The 22,832-nt window shown below is 54.5% G+C and carries 19 protein-coding genes and 1 tRNA gene; 12 read left to right on the top strand and 8 right to left on the bottom strand.

The window, feature by feature from the left end; genetic code table 11:
- The first annotated feature begins 54 nt into the window (after nt 1–54).
- From FIV00_RS24675 to FIV00_RS24660, 4 genes are all read left to right on the top strand, one after another.
- Nucleotides 55–1,149 (top strand): polyamine ABC transporter substrate-binding protein, encoded by a 1,095-nt coding sequence (locus FIV00_RS24675; protein WP_152503231.1) that lies wholly within the window; start codon nt 55–57, stop codon nt 1,147–1,149.
- A gap of 210 nt (nt 1,150–1,359) precedes the next feature.
- Entirely contained in the window at nt 1,360–2,478 is a 1,119-nt protein-coding gene (locus FIV00_RS24670) for an ABC transporter ATP-binding protein (protein ID WP_152504440.1), read from the top strand.
- A 4-nt stretch (nt 2,479–2,482) separates the two neighbouring features.
- Nucleotides 2,483–3,412, top strand: a complete 930-nt coding sequence (locus FIV00_RS24665; protein ID WP_152503230.1) for an ABC transporter permease subunit — start codon at nt 2,483–2,485, stop codon at nt 3,410–3,412.
- Entirely contained in the window at nt 3,409–4,233 is an 825-nt protein-coding gene (locus tag FIV00_RS24660; protein WP_152503229.1) for an ABC transporter permease, read from the top strand. The genes FIV00_RS24665 and FIV00_RS24660 overlap by 4 nt, the downstream gene beginning before the upstream one ends.
- Before the next feature lie 10 nt (nt 4,234–4,243).
- Here FIV00_RS24660 and FIV00_RS24655 read toward each other — a convergent pair whose 3' ends face one another.
- A complete protein-coding gene (locus tag FIV00_RS24655) occupies nt 4,244–4,486 on the bottom strand; it encodes a DUF6460 domain-containing protein (RefSeq protein WP_152503228.1) in 243 nt (80 codons plus the stop codon).
- 300 nt (nt 4,487–4,786) lie between these two features.
- On the opposite strand from FIV00_RS24655, the gene FIV00_RS24650 reads away from it, so the two are divergent.
- Together FIV00_RS24650 and FIV00_RS24645 are read left to right on the top strand one after the other, a co-directional pair.
- A complete protein-coding gene (locus FIV00_RS24650; protein ID WP_152503227.1) occupies nt 4,787–5,482 on the top strand; it encodes a CoA transferase subunit A in 696 nt (231 codons plus the stop codon).
- Nucleotides 5,483–5,494: 12 nt separating this feature from the next.
- Entirely contained in the window at nt 5,495–6,121 is a 627-nt protein-coding gene (locus FIV00_RS24645; RefSeq protein ID WP_152503226.1) for a CoA transferase subunit B, read from the top strand.
- A gap of 188 nt (nt 6,122–6,309) precedes the next feature.
- Here FIV00_RS24645 and ftsH read toward each other — a convergent pair whose 3' ends face one another.
- From ftsH to FIV00_RS24625, 4 genes are all read right to left on the bottom strand, one after another.
- The gene (ftsH, locus tag FIV00_RS24640) at nt 6,310–8,136 is read right to left on the bottom strand and encodes an ATP-dependent zinc metalloprotease FtsH (protein WP_152503225.1); all 1,827 of its coding nucleotides are present in this window, start codon (nt 8,134–8,136) and stop codon (nt 6,310–6,312) included.
- Between the two features lie 99 nt (nt 8,137–8,235).
- Nucleotides 8,236–9,924: an iron ABC transporter permease gene (locus tag FIV00_RS24635; RefSeq protein WP_152503224.1), complete on the bottom strand. Its 1,689-nt coding sequence runs from the start codon at nt 9,922–9,924 to the stop codon at nt 8,236–8,238.
- Nucleotides 9,925–10,035: 111 nt separating this feature from the next.
- Entirely contained in the window at nt 10,036–11,079 is a 1,044-nt protein-coding gene (locus FIV00_RS24630; protein WP_152503223.1) for a Fe(3+) ABC transporter substrate-binding protein, read from the bottom strand.
- A gap of 483 nt (nt 11,080–11,562) precedes the next feature.
- Nucleotides 11,563–16,074: an ATP-binding protein gene (locus FIV00_RS24625; protein ID WP_152503222.1), complete on the bottom strand. Its 4,512-nt coding sequence runs from the start codon at nt 16,072–16,074 to the stop codon at nt 11,563–11,565.
- A gap of 267 nt (nt 16,075–16,341) precedes the next feature.
- Here FIV00_RS24625 and FIV00_RS24620 point away from each other — a divergent pair, with 267 nt between their 5' ends.
- The 6 genes from FIV00_RS24620 (at nt 16,342) to FIV00_RS24595 (ending at nt 20,909) form a co-directional block, all read left to right on the top strand.
- On the top strand, nt 16,342–16,728 hold the full coding sequence (locus tag FIV00_RS24620; RefSeq protein WP_152503221.1) for a phasin family protein: 387 nt from the start codon (nt 16,342–16,344) through the stop codon (nt 16,726–16,728).
- A gap of 367 nt (nt 16,729–17,095) precedes the next feature.
- Nucleotides 17,096–17,608 (top strand): phasin, encoded by a 513-nt coding sequence (locus FIV00_RS24615; RefSeq protein ID WP_152503220.1) that lies wholly within the window; start codon nt 17,096–17,098, stop codon nt 17,606–17,608.
- Between the two features lie 191 nt (nt 17,609–17,799).
- Nucleotides 17,800–17,876 (top strand) — tRNA-His (locus FIV00_RS24610).
- A gap of 164 nt (nt 17,877–18,040) precedes the next feature.
- Nucleotides 18,041–19,489, top strand: a complete 1,449-nt coding sequence (locus FIV00_RS24605; protein ID WP_152503219.1) for a c-type cytochrome — start codon at nt 18,041–18,043, stop codon at nt 19,487–19,489.
- A gap of 320 nt (nt 19,490–19,809) precedes the next feature.
- Nucleotides 19,810–20,235, top strand: coding sequence for a globin family protein (locus FIV00_RS24600; RefSeq protein ID WP_371419550.1), 426 nt, complete (start codon nt 19,810–19,812; stop codon nt 20,233–20,235).
- Nucleotides 20,236–20,423: 188 nt separating this feature from the next.
- Nucleotides 20,424–20,909, top strand: coding sequence for a hypothetical protein (locus FIV00_RS24595; RefSeq protein ID WP_152503218.1), 486 nt, complete (start codon nt 20,424–20,426; stop codon nt 20,907–20,909).
- A gap of 45 nt (nt 20,910–20,954) precedes the next feature.
- On the opposite strand, the gene FIV00_RS24590 is transcribed toward FIV00_RS24595, so the two are convergent.
- The 3 genes from FIV00_RS24590 to FIV00_RS24580 all read right to left on the bottom strand — a co-directional run bounded on the left by FIV00_RS24590 (nt 20,955) and on the right by FIV00_RS24580 (nt 22,807).
- The gene (locus FIV00_RS24590) at nt 20,955–21,260 is read right to left on the bottom strand and encodes a GNAT family N-acetyltransferase (protein ID WP_152503217.1); all 306 of its coding nucleotides are present in this window, start codon (nt 21,258–21,260) and stop codon (nt 20,955–20,957) included.
- 144 nt (nt 21,261–21,404) lie between these two features.
- Nucleotides 21,405–22,109, bottom strand: coding sequence for a pirin family protein (locus tag FIV00_RS24585; protein ID WP_152503216.1), 705 nt, complete (start codon nt 22,107–22,109; stop codon nt 21,405–21,407).
- A gap of 131 nt (nt 22,110–22,240) precedes the next feature.
- Complete coding sequence (locus FIV00_RS24580) at nt 22,241–22,807, bottom strand: DUF3291 domain-containing protein (protein WP_152503215.1); 567 nt, start codon at nt 22,805–22,807, stop codon at nt 22,241–22,243.
- Between the last annotated feature and the right edge of the window lie 25 nt (nt 22,808–22,832).

The following is a 22,832-nucleotide window of genomic DNA, read 5'->3' as shown; positions in this document are numbered from 1 at the left end:
AATCAGGGACTAGGCCCCAACCGGGCCAACACAAACTCTGAGGGGAGTTTTCAGATGACGTTAAGAACCATGTTGACCGGTGTTGCTGTTCTCAGCCTGATGAGCGGCGCTGCACTGGCGCAGGACCGGACTGTGAATGTCTACAACTGGTCGGACTATATCGATGAGACGGTCCTTGAGGATTTCACCAAGGAAACCGGTATCAAGGTCGTTTATGATGTCTTTGACAGCAACGAGGTGCTGGAAACCAAATTGCTGGCAGGCGGAACAGGATATGATGTGGTGGTTCCGACAGGGACTTTCCTGGCGCGCCAGATCCAGGCAGGTGTCTTTTCCGAACTTGAAAAGGACAAATTGCCCAACCTTTCCAACATGTGGAAAGATATTGAAGACCGCGTCGAGAAATACGACCCGGGCAATGCCTACTCCATCAACTACATGTGGGGCTCAACTGGCATTGGTTATAATGTCGACAAGGTAAAGGCGGCCCTGGGTGAGGACGCGCCAGTGGACAGCTGGGACCTTGTCTTCAAGCCGGAAAACATCGAAAAGCTAAAAGAATGCGGCGTCCACATGCTGGATGCTCCCGCGGAGATGATCCCGGCTGCACTCAACTATCTGGGCCTTGATCCGGACAGCAAGGATCCGTCGGAAATTGAGAAGGCAGGCGAACTTCTGAAATCGGTCCGCCCGTCTATTCAGAAGTTCCATTCGTCGGAGTACATCAATGCGCTTGCCAATGGCGATATCTGCGTGGCGATCGGCTGGTCGGGCGATGTGCTGCAGGCCCGTGACCGTGCAGCGGAAGTCGACAATGGCGTGACTATTGAATACGCCATTCCGAAAGAAGGCGCACAGATGTGGTTCGATCAGATGGCTATCCCTGCGGATGCGCCCAACAAGGCTGAAGCACACGAGTTTTTGGACTTCATCATGCGTCCGGATGTCATGGCCAAGGCGTCCAATGTTGTCTATTACGCCAACGGCAACAAGGCGTCTCAGGAATTTTTAAACGAAGACGTTATCGGCGATGCGGCGATTTACCCAGACGAAGCAACGGTTCAGAACCTCTTCACCACGACGCCTTATCCGCCGAAGGTGCAGAGGATTGTGACGCGCACCTGGACTGGCGTCAAAAGCGGCCAGTAACTGAAAAGACCGCCGGTTCTGGAAAGACCCGGCGGTTTTTGGTTTGGTGTGCTGAGGGGCCTCACGTTTTCCGGAAGAACCGGAAGCAAGGGTTCGCACGTTGCATGGATCGGCCTCGTGCGTTCGTGAGGACGCGTTAGGAAGGCGATCAATCATCCGGTGGGGGATATTGTGGCAAAAAAATCAGTAGGGCCGGTGCGCAGGGAGTTCATGCCCTGGGAAAACCCCGATCATCCTCCCTTCATCGAATTTCGCAATGTTACCAAGAAATTCGGTGACTTCACGGCTGTGAAGAACCTCTCTCTGAAGATCTACGAGAAAGAGTTTTTCGCGCTGCTGGGAGGTTCCGGCTGTGGTAAGACCACCTTGATGCGCATGCTTGCCGGATTTGAAACGCCGACCTCCGGTCAGATTTTTCTCGACGGACAGGATCTTGCAGGCATTCCACCTTATCGCCGTCCATCCAACATGATGTTCCAGTCCTATGCGCTTTTCCCGCATATGAGCGTGGAAAAGAACATCGCCTTCGGTTTGAAACAGGACAAGATGCCTGCCTCGGAAGTGGAGGCCCGGGTGTCGGAAATGCTGAAGCTGACCAAATTGGAGCAATTTGCCAAGCGCAAGCCACATCAGCTTTCCGGCGGCCAGCGCCAAAGGGTGGCGCTGGCGAGATCCTTGGCAAAACGGCCAAAGGTCCTGCTGCTCGACGAGCCACTTGGTGCGCTTGACCGCAAGCTGCGTGAGGAAACGCAGTTCGAACTAATGAACCTGCAGGAAGAACTGAAAATGACCTTCCTGATCGTTACGCACGATCAGGAAGAAGCCATGACCGTTGCTGACCGGATTGCGGTGATGGACAAGGGCGAATTGATTCAGGTCGCAACGCCTGCAGAAATCTATGAAGCACCCAATTGCAAATTCGTTGCCGACTTCATCGGTGATGTGAACCTGATCGAGGCGAAGGTGACGGAGAAGACCGACACGCTCACCCGCATGACATCGGTTGTCGACAGTTTTGCCATCGAATGCGATCAGGCGACGGATGCCGGTGTTGGTGAAACCGTCTGGTATGCCATTCGTCCGGAAAAGGTCCGTATCGCCGAAGGCAACGCCGAACCCGGCGGTGTCAATCAGATCGGAGGCGTGGTTTGGGACATCGCGTATCTGGGGGACGTCTCCATCATTCATGCCAAGGTGGGTGAAGACGATCACGATACGCTTCGATCAACTTTCGCAAATGTCTCACGCATCGTGGAAAAACCGATCACCTGGGATGACAACGTGGTGCTGACGTTCGACAGGGACGCCGGTGTGATACTGAGAGGGTAGGGGGATGGCGGAAGAACACGTCGCACCCCCGGTCAGGCGGGGTTTGGGAGGCTGGCTACTGATTGCCATGCCCTACATATGGCTGCTGATCTTTTTCCTTGCGCCGTTCCTGATTGTCTTCAAGATTTCCTTGTCGCAAGTGGCGATTGCAATTCCGCCTTACGTTCCGACTTTCGACCTTTCGGAAGGCTGGCAGGCCTTTACAGACGGACTGGGCGAGCTGTCCCTGGAAAACTATGTCTGGCTCACCGAGGATGCGCTTTACTGGAAGTCCTATCTTTCCTCCGTCACCATTGCCGCGGTCTCGACCTTCCTTACGCTGTTGATTGGCTACCCGATTGCCTATGGCATGGCACGCGCACCGCAATCCTTGCGCCCGACGCTGCTAATGCTTGTCATTCTGCCGTTCTGGACAAGTTTTCTGATCCGTGTCTATGCCTGGATCGGCATCCTGAAGAACGAAGGTTTGCTCAATCAGTTGCTGCTGTCACTCGGTCTGATCAATGAACCGCTGGTGATCCTCAACACCAACATCGCAGTTTATATCGGCATTGTGTATTCCTACCTGCCGTTCCTGGTGCTGCCGCTTTATGCCAGCCTTGAACGTCTGGACGGCAGTCTTCTGGAAGCAGCTGAGGATCTTGGCTGTCCGCCGTGGAAGGCATTCTGGAAGATAACGGTGCCGCTTTCACTGCCTGGCATCATCGCAGGCTGCTTCCTGGTGTTCATTCCAGCCGTGGGCGAGTTTGTTATCCCGGATCTTCTGGGGGGCTCCAACACGCTGATGATCGGAAAGACGCTCTGGGTTGAATTTTTCAACAATCGGGATTGGCCTGTTTCCTCTGCTGTTGCCGTTATCTTGTTGCTGATCCTGGTGATCCCGATCGTTCTCTTCCAAAACCAGCAGCAAAAAATGTCGGAGAAAGAAGGATGACGCGCGGTCCGACCTGGTTCAACGTCACGTCTTTGGTCGTCGGGTTTTCCTTCCTTTACCTGCCGATTGTGCTTCTGGTGATCTATTCCTTCAATGACAGTCGATTGGTGACAGTCTGGGGCGGATTCTCAACGAGGTGGTACGCTTCTTTGTTGGAAAACGACCAGCTGCTTGATGCGGCCTGGGTGACACTGCGTGTTGCATTCACGTCTGCCTGTATCGCAACGGTATTGGGCACTCTGGCTGCGCTGGTGCTTGTCCGGTCAGGCCGCTTTGTCGGGCGCTCGCTCTTTTCCGGGATGATTTTCGCACCTCTGGTGATGCCTGAAGTTATTCTGGGGCTTTCCCTGTTGCTGCTGTTTGTTTCGATGGATCAGGCGCGCGGTTTTTGGTCCGTGATGCTGGCGCATACGACCTTTGCCATGTGTTATGTCGCGGTGGTCGTTCAGTCTCGCCTGGTGGGTTTTGACAAGTCCATGGAAGAAGCGGCCGAAGACCTCGGGTGTCCACCTGTCAAAACCTTCTTCTTGATTACACTGCCGATCATCCTGCCAGGTGTTATCGCCGGCTGGATGCTGGCCTTCACCCTGTCATTGGACGATCTCGTCATCGCAAGCTTTACCACGGGACCTGGCGCAACCACATTGCCGATGAAGATCTATTCCCAGGTTCGCCTGGGCGTGACGCCTGAGATCAATGCTGTCTGTACGTTGCTTGTCGGTCTGGTCACCATCGGCGTGATTGCAGCGTCAATCGTTACCAAGCGCCAGCAGTCGCAGCGGGAACGTGACGAACGTGCTGCGTTTGGAGCAGATAGCTGATCTTTGCTGTTCAGGCCCTGGGGGGCTTGAACAGATAGATCACCAACCAGACCGGCACCACAATGAATGCTCCTAGGATCATGTTCGGGACGGCCCAATCCCAGAATTCCAGCAGGTAGATCCAGAGCTGCATCGGACTGAGGCCAACAGAGCCCAAAATGTCCACGGCCGTAATGTTGACAAAAGACAGTCCCGCCCCGACGAGCAGGGAAATGACAGCGATTTTGAAGACTGTCGACAGGAACTGATACACAGCTATCGTTTTCTTTCAGAGTAAGTTTTGCTGGCGCTGTGCAGGAAACCACCCCAGCCCCTTGCATCGGCACTTCAGAATTCTTTGCTTTAACAATTTACATACCATAAACAACTTGGCAGAAAATCGGGAAGACACGCCGCAAACCGCTCGATTGAAGGCTTGGTAAACGCGCCAAATCGATTAAGTGACAGTGCATTCATGTTTTTCGCTGCAATGCGGCAAAGACATCTTGACCACGGAGAACCAAGCAGCGAATGTGCCGCTCACGCACCATGCGGTCTTTATTGGGAGTGAAAGATGAACAAAATTTATCCGGACGCAAAGGCGGCGCTTGAAGGCCTGACCTTTGACGGCATGACTGTGATGGCCGGTGGGTTCGGCCTGTGCGGCATTCCGGAAAACTTGATTGTGGCGCTACGGGACTCCGGCGCAAAAGACATCACCGCTATTTCCAACAATGCCGGCGTCGACGATTTCGGTCTGGGGCTGTTGCTGCAGACCCGTCAGATCAAGAAGATGGTGTCGTCTTATGTCGGTGAAAACGCGACATTCGAAAAACAGTACCTGAACGGTGAGCTGGAACTGGAATTCAACCCGCAGGGCACGCTGGCCGAACGCATTCGCGCTGGCGGTGCCGGTATTCCGGGTTTCTATACCAAGACCGGTGTCGGCACGCTGATTGCTGAAGGCAAGGAACTGAAGGATTTCAACGGCGAAACCTATGTATTGGAAACAGGGCTTGTCTCCGATGTATCGCTTGTGAAGGCATGGAAAGCCGACAAGGAGGGCAACCTCGTCTACCGCAAGACCGCGCGTAACTTCAATCCAATGATGGCAACGGCCGGCAAGATGTGTGTGGTCGAAGTGGAAGAACTGGTTGAAGTGGGCGAACTGGACCCGGACAACATCCACACCGCTGGCATCTTTGTTGACCGCATCATTGTGGGCAATCACGAAAAACGTATCGAAAAGCGCACGACGCGCGCAGCCTAAAGGAGACACATCATGGCTTGGACACGTGATGATATGGCACAGCGCGCTGCGCAAGAGCTTGAAGACGGTTTCTATGTAAACCTCGGTATCGGCATACCGACACTGGTTTCGAACTACATTCCCGAAGGTGTTCATGTGACCCTTCAGTCGGAAAACGGCATGCTCGGCATGGGCCCGTTCCCGACGGAAGATGAAGTTGACGCCGACCTGATCAATGCCGGCAAGCAGACCATTACCGAACTGCCGCAGACGAGTTATTTTTCCTCAGCCGACAGCTTCGGCATGATCCGGGGTGGTCATATTGATCTGTCGATCCTCGGTGCGATGGAAGTGGCTGAAACCGGTGATCTCGCCAACTGGATGATCCCGGGTAAGATGGTGAAGGGCATGGGTGGTGCCATGGATCTGGTTGCCGGTGTCAAACGGGTTGTCGTGATCATGGACCATACGTCAAAAGCGGGTGACCCAAAGCTCTTGAAAGAGTGTTCGCTGCCCCTGACAGGAGTTCACTGCGTCGACAGGATTATCACCAATCTCGGCGTTTTCGATGTCGTGGAAGGTGGTTTGAAAGTTGTCGAGCTTGCACCTGACGTGACACTCGACGAGGTCAAGGAGAAAACCTTGGCGACACTGGTTTAGTCGCTGTAAATCCGGTTTTTCAAAACATCTTCTGAATGAAAAGCGCCCGCAAATCGCGGGCGCTTTTTTGTGCATTGCGACGGAGACAACCCGGTCTCGTGAAAGCGGGCACGAAACTCAGGGCAACAGAGCCTTCAAGGTAGAACAAGCGGTCGCGTTTTTTCAGTTACAGCGCAACCGCATCGTGGTCATTGGGCCGCGGTGCTTTCCTGTCGTTCGGCAAGCGGGCGGATCGCCGGAAAATCCTGATCGGTTAAAGTTTCTTTTGTCAGGAGCAGGTTGGCACCTTCATCAAGTTCCGTCCGGTGTAAAGTGAGCAGTTCCTTGGCGCGGGCAAAAGCCGTTTCGACACGGGTTTTGATTGCCAGGTCGATCTCGCGCTGTGTCTCATTCGAAACTTCAACGACATCTCCGGCTGGCTGACCAAGGAAATTCTGCCGTTGAGCGGAATAGACACGGTTGCCGAGATCGCCCTCCATGCCGTAGCGCATGACCATGTCCCGGGCGATTTCCGTTACTTTCTGCAGGTCGTCCGAAGCACCGGTCGATATTTCGCCAAAGACGATTTCTTCTGCGGCCCGACCGCCCATCAGGACGGCCATCCGGTGTTCCAGGTCCTGGCTCGACAGAAGAAACCGGTCTTCGGTTGGCCGTTGCATAGTGTATCCTAACGCACCGACGCCACGGGGTATGATCGAGATTTTATGAACCGGATCACACCCTTCAAGATTGGCTGCCACCAGCGCGTGACCCATCTCGTGAAAGGCGACCGTATTGCGCTCCTTGTCGGAAAGAATGCGGCTGCGTTTCTCAAGGCCCGCAACCACACGTTCCACGGCTTCATTGAAATCCTGAAGGGTAACAGCATCTGCCTTGCGCCGCGTTGCCAGAAGGGCGGCCTCGTTGACGAGAGTGGCGAGATCCGCTCCTGAAAAACCTGCGGTGAGCTGGGCAATCTGATCGAGATCGGTGTCCTCGGCCAGAATGATTTTCTTCACATGGACGTCCAGGATTGCCCGGCGGCCAGGCTTGTCCGGTCGGTCGACCAGAACCTGTCTGTCGAAACGACCTGCACGCAAAAGGGCGGGATCCAGAATCTCGGGCCGGTTGGTCGCAGCCAGCAGAATGATGCCGCTGGAAGGATCAAAGCCATCAAGTTCCGTCAGGAGCTGATTGAGCGTCTGTTCCTTCTCATCGTTTGTACCCATCGCGCCGCTGGAGCGCGCACGGCCAAGGGCGTCCAGTTCATCGATAAAGATGATGGCAGGGGCGGCCTTGCGGGCTTGCTCAAACAGGTCGCGCACGCGGGCTGCCCCGACGCCGACGAACATTTCGACAAATTCCGAGCCGGAAATGGAAAAGAAAGGCACGCCGGCTTCGCCTGCTACTGCTCTTGCAAGCAGGGTCTTACCGGTACCGGGAGGGCCAACCAACAAAATGCCCTTTGGTACATGAGCGCCCAAGCGACCATAGTCTTTCGGGTCTTTTAGAAAGTCGACAACTTCCTTCAGCTCCTGTTTGGCTTCATCGACACCGGCCACGTTGGTGAAGCGGACATTGACGTCTGTTTCCACATAAACCTTGGCCTTGGACTTGCCGACGGTCATCATGCCTCCGATACCCTGTTTTTCCGCAAAGCGCCGGATGAAGAACATCCAGAGCCCGAAGAGCAGCAACACGGGCAGGACCCACGAAAGGATGTCTTTCAAAAACGTGCTTTGGACAACACCCTCGAATTTGACGTCGTATTTTGTCAGCTCTTCAGCGAGTGGAATGTCGACGCGGGTGGTGACAAAATACTGCCTCCCATCCTTCAGCGGTTCCTTGAACTTGCCCTGGATCGTGTTTTCCTTGACGGAAATCTCTTCGATTTTCTTGTCTTTGAGATACTGCTCGAACTGGCTGTAGGGAATGGGTTCGACATTCTTGTATGTCGTCCACCAGCTCTGAAACAGGAGCACCAGCATCATCGCCGCAAAGGCGTACCAAAGATTGATCTGGTGTTTCTTTTCCATGGAAGAACGTCCTGAGAATGCGCAGAAAGAATGGTGCCATTGGGACGACAAGACCACGTGCTGTCAAGGTTGCATCATCGACGAACCCGAAGGCTGTTGTCAGGTCGCGGGACCGACCTGGCGAGTGGACAGTTTTGTCCGGAACGATGATGCGCTGGAGCGAGCGAGGTAAATAACAGGGATCAGCCCGACAAGCACGATCGCCAGGGATGGCAAGGCCGCTTCTTCAAACGCTTCTCTTGACGCTGCTTCGAACACGGTTGTCGCAAGTGTTTCGAAATTGAAGGGCCGCAGAAGGATGGTGGCTGGAAGTTCCTTCATGCAATCAACGAAACTGAGGAGCGCCGCAGATAGCAGCACCGGCTTCAGGATCGGAAGGTGTACTTGTGTCAGAGTTTGGCCGCTGTTTCTTCCAAGCGTTCTGGATGCCATGTCCAGATGAGGCGTAATTCTGCCGAAGCCACCCTCTACCTGTCCATAGGAGACGGCCAGAAACCGGACAACATAGGCATAGACGAGACCTGTACCGCTTCCGAGCAGCAACAGACCAGTGTTGATGTTGAACCAGCTTTCCATTCTCGCATCGAGGAAATTGTCGAAATTGGCGAGTGGAATGAGGATGCCGATTGCCAGCACCGTTCCAGGGATCGCGTATCCGATTGAGGCAAGACGAACGGCAGTCTTCAAAGGACCCTTTGAGTTGAGGCGCAGGGCATAGGCAAGAGACACTGAGATAACGACAGTGAGCAGCGCCGCAACAGCTGCGAGGCTGAAACTGTTCCAGACCGTTTGAAGAAATCCATCGGAGAAGAGGTCGTCGAGGCGTCGGCTTGCACGGTCGGCTAGAAGAAGACCCGGGACGATGAAGCCGACGATGATCGGTGTCAGGCAAAGCAAAAGCGCAAGTGCTGCCTGCCAGGCATTGAGGTCGAAACGGGTAGGAGGCCGTTGCTTGGAACCACCACCACTGTCAAAACGCTGCTTGCGGCGGCCGAACCGTTCCAGCCACAACAGCAGGAACACCATCAGGAGCATCGCCAATGCCAGTTGAGCCGCACCGCCCAGGCTCGATCTGTTGAGCCAGGTGTCGTAAACCGAAAAGGTCAACGTTTTGACGCCGAAGAATGTCACCGCGCCTATGTCGTTCAGGCACTCCATAAGCGCCAGGGAGACGCCAATGGCGATGGCCGGACGCGCCAGCGGCAGCGCAATGCGGAAAAACAATCCATAAGGTGAAGCACCCAGGGTACGCGAAACATCCAATGTGGACGCTGACTGGATCAGAAAGCTCGCGCGGGTGGTGAGATAGACATAGGGGTAGAGGACAGCGCCCATAACGAAAATCGCGCCACCTAGGGATCGGATTTCAGGAAACCAGTAATCTCTGGACGTTTTGAAACCGAAAACATCGCGGATCAGGCTTTGAACTGGCCCTGTATAGTCGAGGATCTCCACATAGGCGAAGGCGACAATATAGGTGGGAACGGCAAGTGGTACCAGAAGCGCCCAATCTAGGATCCTGCGCCCCGGAAAATTGCACATCGTGACGAGCCACGCAGTCAGGACGCCGGTAACGCCGGTGGTCAAGCCGACACCGAGCATCAAAAGCAATGTGGTTTGCGTTGCCCCTGGCAGAACAGTGCGCAAAAGGTGAACCCAGACCTCTGTTGCCGGTGTGAAGGCGATGACAACAATGGCACCAAGCGGCAACAGCACCAGAGACGCAATCAATAGTGCGGCGACTTGCCAGAAACGGTCTACAAACGTGAGGGAGGGCGTGCGCAGCAAAGCGGGTCTTCTAGTTGATAATGCTTCGCAAAAGCTCTAGCGGCAAAATGACAAAAATGCAAAAAACGCCGCTGGAAAGCGGCGCTTGATGTTGATGCCAATATGTCGGGATCAGGACGCTGGACCGTCGTCAAATCCGACTTTGTCGACAAGCTCACTGGCGGTCTTGCGGTTTTTGGCCACATCGTCGAGCGAGAGCGTATCGGGCTTCAGTTCACCCCAGCTCTTGACCCGCTCGGAAACCTCGACACCCGGGGTCACCGGATATTCGAAATTGGACTCAGCATAGATCTTCTGCGCGTTTTCCGACGTCAGGAACTCGATCAGCTTAACAGCGTTGTCCTTGTTTGGCGCATGTTTGGCCAGAACGACGCCGGCAAGGTTTACATGGCTACCGCGATCGTCGGTGTTCGGGAAAAGAATGCGGACGCTTTCCGCCCATTCCTTTTGCTCCGGCTCTTTGTCATTGGTCTCCATTTTGCCCATGTAGTAGGTGTTGCCAATGGAGATGTCGCATTCGCCAGCAAAGATGGCTTTCACCTGCGCGCGGTCGTTGCCGGCCGGCTTGCGAGCAAGGTTGTCGCGAACACCTGCCAACCACTCTTCGGTTTTTTCTTCGCCGTGGTGTGCGACCATCGATGCGATCAAGCCGATTGTGTAAACATGCTGACCGGAACGGGTGCAGAGTTTACCCTTCCATTTCGGATCAGACAGCTCTTCGTATGTGATGCTGTCCTGGTTGACGCGATCCTTGGACGCGTAAATGATCCGCGCACGGTTGGTCAAACCAATCCAGTGACCTTCCGGATCACGGTATTGGGCTGGAATGTTCTCATTCACAACGTCGGAAGCAACTGGCTGAGTGACACCAAGCTGTTTGGCGCCGTCCAGGCGACCGATATCAACAGTCAGAAGAACGTCTGCCGGTGAGTTGGCACCTTCGGCGGCCATGCGCTCGCCAAGGCCTTTGGAAGCAAAGACCACATTGGTTTTGACACCGGTTTCAGCCGTAAATGCATCCAGCAGCGGTTGGATCAGGAACGGTTGACGGTAAGAATAGATATTCACTTCACCATCGGCAAAGGCCGGAGCTGCGGCAAAGGTTGCTGTGGTCATTGCGAACGCACCTGTAAGGGCGCGAAGAGTGGAGCGCATGAAACTCTCCCAGTTTCTGGTTGGTTGTTCCGTTTCGACAAGTCCTGCTCATCGAGTGCCCGGAATATGTCGCGATACCGTGCTCAAGTCAATAAATTCAGTAAAATCAATAGTTTAGAATGATTCAAAACTAACTGGAGTTTTTGTCTCCACTATTTGACCAAAAACGAGAACAAAAACAGGAGTTTAAAACTCGACTTTTATTGTAACTGAGTGGTGTCCGTGGCATGTGAGAGTGTTCACGAAAACGTGAGCATGGTGTGCGGCAATTCGTTTCAGCAGCGGTAGAGAGCGACCGAAGGCTTGTCTTGCCATGTTTCCAGCAACGTCAGAATGTGTGTTGGCCCTGCACAGGCCAAGTACTCGGCTGCTTTCGCGACAACCGGCAAATGCGTCGTCGCTACGGCGCGCACAAGCTTCGGAGCACAACTGCCTGGTTCTCAAACTCAGGCACAATTTGCAGCTCAAGTCCTGTCGCAGACGCTATTCCGACAGGACCCGTTGCGTCGGGAAAATGATTTCCACCAATGTACCCTGGTCAGGTGTGGAATCGATATGGAAGCTTGCACGGTTGGCCTCGACCAGCGCCTTGGTCAGAGGAAGACCCAGTCCTGTGCCGCCACCGCGGCTGGCTGTGTGCAGTTGCCGGAAGGGTTCAAGCGCCGCAGCAAGTTGCTTTGCCGTCATGCCCGTACCGGTGTCGCGTACACGCAAGGCAACTTCACCATTGCTTTCTAGCGCCGTCGACAAAATGACCTGTCCGCTGGACTTGTTGTACTTGATGGCATTCGACAGCAAGTTGAGAACGATCTGCCGCAGGGAGCGCGGATCGGCAACGACCTCTGGAACCGAGTCCGGTAGGCTTGCCCTTATGATAACCTTCTCCCGGTTGGCCTGTGGCTGCATCAGCGCCACGCACTCATTGACCACATCGTTTGTCGAAACGGCCGTGAACTTCAAATCCAGCTTGCCCGCCTCGATCTTGGAAAGATCCAGCAGATCGTTGATCAGGCTCATGATGTGAGAACCGGATGTTCGAATGTCCTTCAGGTAGTCCTTGTAGCGGTCGTTTCCGATAGCGCCGAAACGCTCTTCCATCATCACTTCGGAAAACCCAATGATCGCGTTCAGGGGCGTCCGTATTTCATGGCTGATCTTTGCCAGAAAGTCGGACTTGGCAGAGCTTGCGTCTTCGGCCTGTCGCTTGGCCTGCGTCAGCTCTTCTTCAGCCGTTTTCCATTGGGTTATGTCGCGGAGTACCGCACAATACTTTGCTTCATCCTGACCGTTCGTGATGCGGCCCATGGTCATGAAGAGCGGGATCAGACCTCCGCTGGGCACTTTGCCAAGCACTTCACGGCCGTCATTGAGAATGCTGGCAACACCGTTTCGCGACAGCCCGTCCAGATAGTCCGCGGCCGCCCGATGGCTTTCCGGTGCCAGAAACTCGGTAAAGGGAGCACCAATCATGTCAGCGCGGTTTGCGCTGAAAAGCGCCTCAGCTGAACCATTGACCTTGAGGATAGTCCCGTGCTGATCAAGCACAAGCACTCCGTCGGTTGCCGTTTCCAGGATGGTATCCATCTCGGCAATCTGGTTCCGGGCCGTGTCGAGTTCGCCGCGCACTTCGGCAAAGAAGTTGGGTGATGTCGGTGCCGCGGCAGGCAGTGTTGCCTTCATTGGACGTTCGGTAATCGAGATCATCAGACCATAGCTTCCGTTCCAGGGAACAGAATGCATGTGAGCATCGACATTCAGAACGCCGCCATCGGCAAGACGAAGCTTCATTGCCTCATCGACTTCGCCGTCCATGCCTTCCGCATCCGGCAGTTCTTCGGTGTCGTCAATGAAAAGCGCTTCCAGACCGCCGGCTTCCGACAGAGCTGCAGTCGTCTTGTAGCCGATCATGGTCAGAAGAGCCTTGTTGGCATAAAGCACCTCGCGCTCATGCACGATAGAAATGCCGATTGGCAATCGGTCCAGGAGACTGGGATCGATTGGTCCCGCTTCAGGCAGGTCGGGCGGCAGCTCTTCTTCAGGCTCTTCAACGGGATCCGGCTCGTCAAAGTCTCCGAGGTCGCCTTCAAGCCGCGCACCGAGTGCTTCCGCGATCTTGCGGAATGCCTGGCGTTCAGGACGCGAAAGGCCAGATGTGTCAACCGGCACCACGCGAGGTTTCACGGTTGCGAGCGGAATGACTTCACCGGTTTTTTCCGGTTTCGGCTCCGGTTCGTCATCGCCGTCGGCCTCAGCTGCCTTGTCTTCCTGCTCGAACGCCGCCGTTTCTTCAAAGAAATCCTGCTCGTCGGTGTCGCTTTGCTCAGCGTCGTCTTCGGCAGCGATTTCCAACGCATCGGTGTCGTCGCTCAGCGCGTTTCCGTTATCGTTGTCTTGCTCCCGGCTCGTCTCTTGCTGCTCGCCGGGCGTCTTGGCGTCCGCGTCGCCATCGTCAAAAAGGTCGGCCGTTGATTTTTCGTTGGCTTTGTAGGTTTTTGCCAACGATTTTACAGCGCTTTCGATTTCGGCCGGTTTGAGGGCCGCAGGTCCGGAAATGCCAACTGGCTCTTCGTCCAGAACTTCGGTGCCAGCCTCGCTCCGGCTTTCTTCGTTTTCTATCTTTTGTTCCGGAGATGCTTCGTCATTGGTCTGAGCGTCCAACTCGGCGGTGTCACCGTCATCTTCATCAATGGCATCGGTTGCGGTTGAGAGACTGTCCTCAGCCGATTGATCATCAGGCACTTCCGCCTCTGTGTTGTCGTCATCGTCGTCGAGAGGGGCATCAAATTCGGTTGTGTCACTGATGTCGTCTTCAGTGTCGGAAGAGGACGCAGCGCCTCCCAAATTTGCGTCCTCAACCAAACCGGCGTCAGTCGCGTCAGTCGCGTCCGTCTCAGTTCCTTGCGCGTCGCCCTCATCCAATGCCGCGGCCACCTGCTGCAACTCCTCAGTCAGGGAGAGCGGGGTGTCGGTCATTTCATCTGAATTGTCAGGCTCCGGTGGAGTTGTCGGCTCTTCAGCCGTTTCCTTGTGAGACTTGCCGGTAAATTTTGCCAGCGAACCAACAAGCGCAGCCGCGCTCGCGCCAAGAAAAGTTTTGCCGGCAAAGGTATCTGGCTGCGCCGGTTTCAAATCCTGCAGGTCGTCAGGTTCAGATTTCGACGCCGTGTCCTCTGCAGCAGTCCCTTCTTCCACGGTATCCAGATCTTCGCTGTCCTGTCCGCGAGTATCTGGGTTCTCGTCACCTTGTGGATCTGTGTGAGCTTCCAGTTCCACTTCTTCACTTGAAGGTGGAATGTCGCCGGTTTCTTCCGGAATGTCTCCACCGACAATTTCAGTGCTGTCGTCAGAAACTTCTGCATATGTGTCCGCAATGGTTTCTTCATTTGATGCAGAGATCGCATCTTGACTGCCGTCTGCCGCGTCCTCGACGAATTCATCCGTGTCGGCGACGACGGCAGCCGTCTCACCTTCGAAGTCGCTTGCATCGCCTGCAAGTAAGGCTCCGGCTGCGGCAACAACCAAGCCGTTCTGGTCTTGAACCGCGTCGGCTGACCGGCAAACACCAAACCCGCGATAACCCTCAAACTTCCGATTTCTGTCAAAAGCGGGCAGGGCGGCCATGTCAACGGGAACGCGCAATGCCGCTCCGGTCACAGGCCAGTCGACGGTTTTTCCGCTCCAGGTGTCGCGTCGGTCGAGGGCTCTCGAAATCTGACCACGTGGGTCAAGATCGAATGCGCCGGCGACTTCAGCCCACGTTTTGCCGACAATGTCTGTCGCGCCCGGACCCAAGACGTCGGCAAACTCATCGGAGAGGAATGTAAAGCGCTGCTCGATGTCCATCTTCCAGGCAAAGCGTACCGGTCGCCGGAGCGGCTGAAACACAAATTCCCCGGAGTCCTCAGAGCTGTCCTCAATGTCTTCATGCTCAGGTTCTGCGGTAGCCGCGATAGTATCGCTACCGGGGCCGTCATCTTCCGCGTGATCAGCCCCGCTCGCACTTTCGGTTGCCTCGGCTGGTGGCTCGCCAGGTTCGGCCATTGCGACAGCATCGTCAGCGGGTGTTTCCAGCTCGAAATCGGCGCTATCTGCGTTCGTGTCAACTTCTTCAGCGTCGGCCCTCACCCATGCAGATGCGTTGCTTTCAGCCTCTGTGTTGTGATTATCTTCAGTGTCTGAATCCGGTAGCGTGTTTTCGCTTTCCTGGTCAGCTTGAGAAGGCTCTTCATCATCGATGGCCAAATCGTCATCGGTTTGCGGCGTTGACGCCGAACTCGCGGCAAGCGCAGCTGCACCTGCTCCTGCAGCCAAGAGCGCTCCCCCAGAAACGGTCTCAAGTTCAGGCTCATCGACCTCTGATCCGTCATCGATCAGCGGCGTATCTCCGAGGACGATCAGTTTCTGACCGGTGTCCAGACCGAGAGCGGCACCTTCATGCAGTCCGTCATTCATCTTCAATGGTCCGAAAACCGCATTTTGGCCGTCCGGCAAGTCGGGGTTTTCCGGGGTGCCTTCCAGCGTGCCAATGCGGTGTTCGATCTGGTCACCGGACATTACGAACGCGGTTGTTGAACTTGACGCGATCATCTGAGCAAACGTGTCAACGGGATCCTTTGTCGTGATAAGGCCCTTGTCGCCACAAACGATCAGGGCTGCAGTCTCACCGGTGTCGAGCTCCAGCTTCTTGCACTGGCAGGTCAACAGCATGACCCTCAGCCCGCGGTAGAACCGAAGCCGGTCGATGCTGAACTTGTCCGTTGCACCGCTTTCAGCGATGCGCGCGATGTGAGGGCGTGCCGGTGAACGCTCAAGGGACGCAAGTCCTCTCAAGTCGCTGATTGAGTGCGCGGAGAAAAACGACGCACCTGCCGCGTTGGCCCAAAGAATGCGCGCGCCGTCCGACGACCAAAGCCAGGCAGCTTTTTTGTCGGCGACGAGCTGGACCAGATCATCCTTGGCTGTCAGTTCCAGGAATGATTGGGTCGTACCGTCCATGGCTCAGCTCCAAACTGGTCTGCAACACCGGGTGACAGGGCACGCGGCTGCCGGATTTGCCGCAAGTGGTAAACACTCCGTTAATACAAGCAATCGCCTACGCCGTCCATGTAAAGCAATGTTGTTAAAGGGCTTACATGAAGGCGTGGTTAACCCGAAACGCTGCTCGTTTGCCCGATTGCCATCGCCATGTTACGAACTTTTGGTAAGCAACGTCTTCAACGAGCCCGACCCGAATTTTCTTCCGTCGACCTGAGGAGTGCAAACATGAGCACAGACAAGACCGGTTTCGAAGTCCCCGAACAGATGCGCGATTTTGCCGAAAAGAGCGTTGATCAAGCTCGCAAGGCATTTGATGACTTCATGGGCGCTACCCAAAAAGCCGTCGTCAATGTGGAAGACAGTGCAAACGCGATGCAGGCAGGCGCTGCTGACGTGAACAAGAAGGCGCTGACCTACGCCGAGGAACATGTCACTGCCGCCTTCAAATTCGCACAGGATCTGGTCAAAGCCGACAATGTCGAAGACATGATGAAGTTGCAGCAGGATTATCTGCGCAATCAGATGGAAACACTTGGCGAGCAGACCCGCGAATTCTCCAACAGTGCCACCAAGGCCGTTCAGGACGCCACCAAGGCAGCACAGAAAAAATAGCAACGGCACTTAACTGACTGACTGGCGCGCTTTGGAGTGCCATGCGCGCCAGACCACAAGAATGGGCTTGTTGAGCCTGACATGATGCCTTGTCGTGCCCGTGACCTGCTTTTTGTCGTTCGATGACGGATTCCAATTTTGGAAACACGCACCACATCGGCGCTGTTTTCTCCCAGTCAAAACTGGCGGAAGCTGTAATTTCGTCGAAAAACCTTGCGGAAACTCGTTGTGCAGTGCAAAAAAATGTTGCAATGCAACAAGACCTGCACTATGTAGTGTTTGCGGATGACGACAAGGTCCGCCGACAAATGGATCGGCGGAGAGAATTTGCACCAATGATCGCATCCGGACTCTAGGAGATGAGATCATGACTGAGACTACTACAGCTAAAGCTGCTCCGAAATCACGTGCCGCTAAGGCCAAAGCTGCACCGGCTGCCGGCGTTGCTTTCCCGGATTTCGAAGCTTTCGCAATGCCTAACATGGAAGTTCCGGCTGCGTTCCGTGAAGCCACTGAAAAGGGCATCGAAAACGCACGTGAAGCATATGCAAAAGTGAAAACTGCTGCAGAAGACGCAACTGACCTGATGGAAGACACATTCGAAACGTCTCGCCAGGGTGTTGTGGAATTCAATCACAAAGCCGTCGACGCTGCTAAAGCCAACGCTGATGCTGCTTTCACTTTCGTGAAAGACATCATGTCCGCGAAAACCGTTGCTGAGGCTATCGAGCTTCAGTCTTCTTTCGCACGCCAGCAGTTCGATGCAATGAGCGCGCAGACCAAGGAAATGCAGGATCTTGCCACCAAACTCGGCACTGACGTTTCTGCTCCGGTCAAGGAAGCTTTTGAAAAATCCTTCAAGGAATTGAAGGTCAACTAATCCAAGTTGATACTGCGGTCAGACCGCGGAGAACCGACATGTGCCCGGGGCTTTGCCTCGGGCATTTGCTTTTCAACAGGCAGGTTTTTTCATCAAAATTCGCGCTTGCCGGAGAAGAGAAACGGCGTTAGAAGACGCCTTGCAAATGGCGGTTCGGACGAGTATTGTCCGCCCCACTTTGACGACCTTATGCAGACGTAGCTCAGTTGGTTAGAGCGTCGGATTGTGGCTCCGAAGGTCGGTGGTTCGAATCCACTCGTCTGTACCATCTTCAATAAAACGCCTTACAAAATGCCGAGTCGATGCAAATAGCTTCGATTGCATGACCACCCTGAGTACAACTTGTTACAGTTTGCTCCAGCGTTGGCATAAGTGTGCGACGTGACGAGTTTATAACCAAATGGAATTGCTCTTCAAATCGCGAGTAGTTTCATGTCAAAAAGCACCGCAATAATTGTGTCTATTGGCCTTCTGGCTCAATCGCTATCGTTTGCACCCTCCGGTTTTGCCGCCTCGGGTGAAAGCGCAGCACTGCGAGACATCAGTAAAATTCAAGTTGATGAACGGCGACTAACAGAGGCTGTCGCGTCAAGAACGTTGACTTGGCTGACGGGAAACTCGGCGAACAACGACTATATATCGGTCGGCCGATTGGCCAATTTTTTCGGGTTCGTGGGACTAAGGGTTGCGAGCCGGCACAGTCTCAAGCGAAGCCGGATCGCCCAAGAAACACTGTCCGTATTGAACGAGCGGCAGCGCGCTGCAATGGTGTCGCTGGTACACGACCAAATGGACGCGTTGAAAGAAGCGCAACAAGCGCGCCATGAGATGAACCGTGCCTTGGAGGGACTGCTCGCATTTGAACCGGTTACCAAGGAGCGCTTCATTGAACTCGGGCGCGATTACGGGTCAAACGAAGCAGAGCTTGGACGTGTGCTTGCGCAAACGTTTGGAGACATTGCCCAAACACTTTCGACCGACCAGAAGCAGGCACTGACAGCCATTCGCGTGGCACACGTATCAGGAGAAGCTCAGCAGGGCAGCGGCGCAGGCGGCCTGAGATTGAAGAAACTTTCAAAGGCGGACAAAAAGGAGCTGGTGAATGTTTCAGCCAGATTCTTGAGTTGGACGACTGGATCCCAGGAATTCAACGATTTTGAAGTCGTCGGCAAACCAAGTCAGCATTTTGGCTTTGTGGCATTGCGAATAGATTCCAACCATGGCGTGAAGCGAGGGGCCGTTGCCAAGCAGGTGATGGAAATACTCACCCCCTCCCAGATCGATCGGCTGCGGGACGCTGCCCAGCATAATGCTCGTGAATTTCCTGAATTCCTGACCGTAAGAGCTCAGCTTATGCGAGTTCTTGAAACTTCCTTGTCCGGTCAACGTATCGACACGGCCCGTGTTGCGCACCTTGGGGCTGAAATTGGAGAGATCGAGGCGAGTATGACCTGGTCTCAAGCCATGGCGATGTTGGATGTCAGAAACGGTCTGTCGGAGACCCAGTCCGCAGAGTTGCTGGCAATGAGGGCGAAATATACCGCTCAAACCGACGCCGTTAGCATTGAAGATCCGGTCGAGAGGGGAAGGCAGCTTTTTGCGCAATGTGCACTTTGCCACAATTCCAGCAATCAACAGTCAGTCGGCCCTTCTCTCGATGATGTTGTTGGCAAGCCGATCGCGAGTGACCCCGCCTTCGATCGCTATTCACCAGCACTGCTCAAATACGCCAAGGCCGAGGGCACATGGAGCGAGGAGCAACTGGATGAATTTCTCCGGTCTCCAAAAAACCTGGTTCCAGGAACAGTCATGGGTTTTGACGGCTACAAAATGACCGAAGACCGGGCGGCATTGATCGCTTATTTGAAATCGCGAAAATGAGTTTTTTCGAGAACCTGGTTTTTTGTCGGGTGCTCGAAGAAAATGAAAATTTCTCTCCTGAGCGCACAAGGCATCCGCCTGCCTTTAAGCGGCAAGGTCTGTCATCTCTCTTCGTTTCGTGAGAGCGCACTTTCAAGAATGTTCTGATCCTTGAGCGGATAGCCAGAGCTGTCGGTGTTTGCGCCTTTTCATTGCCAAACACAAAGGACCAAGGCAATGTCTTGAGCGAATGAGGAGATCACCTTCGGCGTAAGCAGGTTGTGCAGTCTTGGCACCGAAAAGCCTTTGTCGCCTTTGGATGTTTGGCGAGAAATGACCCAGTGCTGACACCAGAGAAAATCCAACTCGTCCAGAACAGTTTTGTGCTTGTCGCCCCGATTGCCGACGAGGCCGCTGAAATCTTTTACAATCATCTGTTCGAGATCGCTCCGGAACTTCGTTCAATGTTTCCGCAAGACATGTCCGGACAAAAAGAAAAGCTGATGCAAACTCTTAGCGTCGCCGTGAACAACCTGCATCGATTGGAAGCGGTCCTGCCAACGCTAAAGGATCTGGGACAAAAACACGTCTCCTATGGTGTCAAAGACAAGCACTACGACACTGTCGGAGAGGCCTTGCTTCATACGCTCAAGATAGGTTTGGGAGACGCCTTCACTCCGAAGTTGAAAGAAGCCTGGACCGATACCTTTGCAGCTGTCGCGGGCCACATGAAAGACGCCGTGGCAAATGTGTCTGATGCAGACTAAGCGAACGGCCACCTGTGGGGCGCAACGCGCCGTCTTTTGTGAAACAATCAAGGATAGCCACAGCTAGCTGTCCCGACTTGGGCAATTGCTGTTGCCTGAGGTTCGGGACTCAGGCGTGATATTGCCCTTACTGCGTCAGGAACGGCTGCATGAGCCGGTGCGCACAAACTGGCAATGGGAAACAGTCAATGTATTACGATAGGCCCAGCCTCGGGCAGCGCCTGGCCCGTCTGCCCGGGCAGCTTCTACTCGCATTGATCAACGCAACGGCACTTCTGGTTATCGTCGCCTGCGTGCTGGCAATCGTCGTGTTGAACCGTGTGGACAACGCCGGATCTAAAATAGCTGGAAATCTGACCGACGCAGCGCTCGCCCGACTTCAGGTATCGCCGGAAGAGTTCAAAACGAAACTGGCTGCTTTGGACAGCAAGATCGAACAGATCTCCAATCAACTTGCCAATCCGGATGAACAGGATCATTGGGAGGTTGCGCAGCAACTCAAGGAACTCAATCGCAACCTCGCAGATGTGAAAACTGCCGCGCAAGGCCTCAGCGAAACTGGGCCGCAAGTGACGAATGCCATTTTCAAGCAGGCCGGAACAACTCTGACCGATGCTCTTTTCGCACTAAGAGGGTGTGCAAACGATCCTGAGCAGGTGACGCCTGGCAGCTGACATTGGATTGGAGTTCGCTGAAAGGAACTTCAGTCGAATATGTCTTTAGCCATGAATGACATCAGACCATTCGGGGTGTTTTTGCGATTGCGCCTTCACATAAGGGCAGAGCGGTATGATCTTCACCTGCTTCCTGCGCGCATCCTCGATCAAACGCTCGACAAGTGCCATTCCAACACCAAAGCCTCTCATAGTGTCTGGGACGGCCGTGTGATCGGCGATAATGAGGCTCTCATTGACAATCGAAAATGTAAGTTCGGCGGGCTCATCAATGCTATCGACCTTTGCCGCATATCGCCCCTTGGTGCCGTCTGTCGACAGCGTGATGATAGGTGATTGTGTCTCTGACATCTGGCAATCCTGGATTTGGCAAGCTTTAGAAGTGCTACGACAAACGGAAAACAGCGGACCAGTTTGAGCAGGTGTCAGCCAGGTCCTGCTTTTTCAGAGCGATGGGAAAGGAGTGACGCGGCTCGGCGGCCGCGCCCTCCAGGGTTAGGTTGACAGATCGAACAGCAAGAACTCGGTGTTTTGCGAGGCGGCGAGCGACACTTCACCTGCTTCCAGCAGACCGAGCCCGTCGCCGGCCGAAAGTTTCTGCCCACCAACGCTAAGCGCACCCTTGATGACCTGCAGCCAGACCTTTCGTCCCGGCCGGATGTCAAATGCAACGCTCTTGTCTGCTGTCAGCAGCGAGGCATAAAGGTCTACATCCTGGTGGATCACCACCGAGCCCGAGCGGCCGTTCCGGGACCCAATCAGCCGAAGATTGTCCCGCCTTTCGGCATCGGGGAAGGTCTTCTGCTCATAGCCGGGCGTCAGGCCGTCTTTCTCGGGAACAATCCAGATCTGAAGGAAATGGACCGGTTCCTTGTCAGAGTGGTTGTATTCACTGTGGCGCACTCCGGTCCCGGCGCTCATACGCTGAAGGTCTCCCTGCCGTATGACCGAGCCGGTTCCAAGCGAATCCTTGTGCTCCAAAGCGCCGGATACGACGTAGGAAATTATCTCCATATTCTCGTGCGGGTGTGCCGGAAAGCCTGCACTCGGAGCAACCTTGTCTTCGTTGATCACCCGCAACGAGCCAAAACCAATGTGTTTCGGGTCGTAGTAGGAGCCAAAGGAGAATGTGTGCTTGCTTTTCAGCCAGCCGAAATCGGCATTTCCGCGTTTGGCGGATGGTCGAAGTAGTTGGTTCATCTCTCGATCCTTTCCCAGTTCCTGGCACCGGGTTGCTTTGCCGGTGCGTCGTTGGGCTAAAGATCGTTGTTATGTACTATTTTACAATCATGCCAAAAATTGACAATTAGTCATCAATTTATGAACAATACCTATTGAACTGCTTTGGGTAGATCGGCACGCAATCTATTGCGCTCGGCAATTTCCTTTGAGCGGGTGCCATCCACGATAAGTTCGTGGCCTCTCGGGTCGAAGGCCACCTTGAACGTAAAAGCTGACGGACATGGCCCATTGTCACCCAGCAACTCATGGTGTTCGACCGCTTCGGTCCAATCCGGCTGATGGTTTTCCGGCACCCACCATAAGGCATAAGCCGGATAGTCTTCGGCGTCCTTCACGAACAAATGGCCTAGGCGAAGGATTTCCGCATGGGGGCCGCGATAGACAGCAGCAAGCGCACTTTCCAGATCCTGCCAAAGGGAGATGGTGGATGGAGCCCAACCATCTCCGTTGTCGACCCAGAATTTGGGAAAAACATGTTCACCCCAACTCTGCGTCCCCGGTTCGTCTTCGTATCCCGAGCGGGCAATGAAACCCTCCGCGCGTTCCATTGCAGCCCAGACAGCTGGTTCGTTGGCAAAAAAGGCATCATTGGAAGGGTCGTCCGCCCGCGTGCGAAACTGGGCGAATGTATAGAGCGCGAGCCAGTGGCCGAACATGTCTCCTCCTCGTCCGGTCAATTCC

The sequence above is a fragment of the Labrenzia sp. THAF82 genome, from assembly GCF_009363435.1.
In the GTDB taxonomy this organism is placed as follows: Bacteria; Pseudomonadota; Alphaproteobacteria; order Rhizobiales; family Stappiaceae; genus Roseibium; species Roseibium porphyridii.
This window is presented reverse-complemented; position numbering and strand designations above follow the sequence as displayed.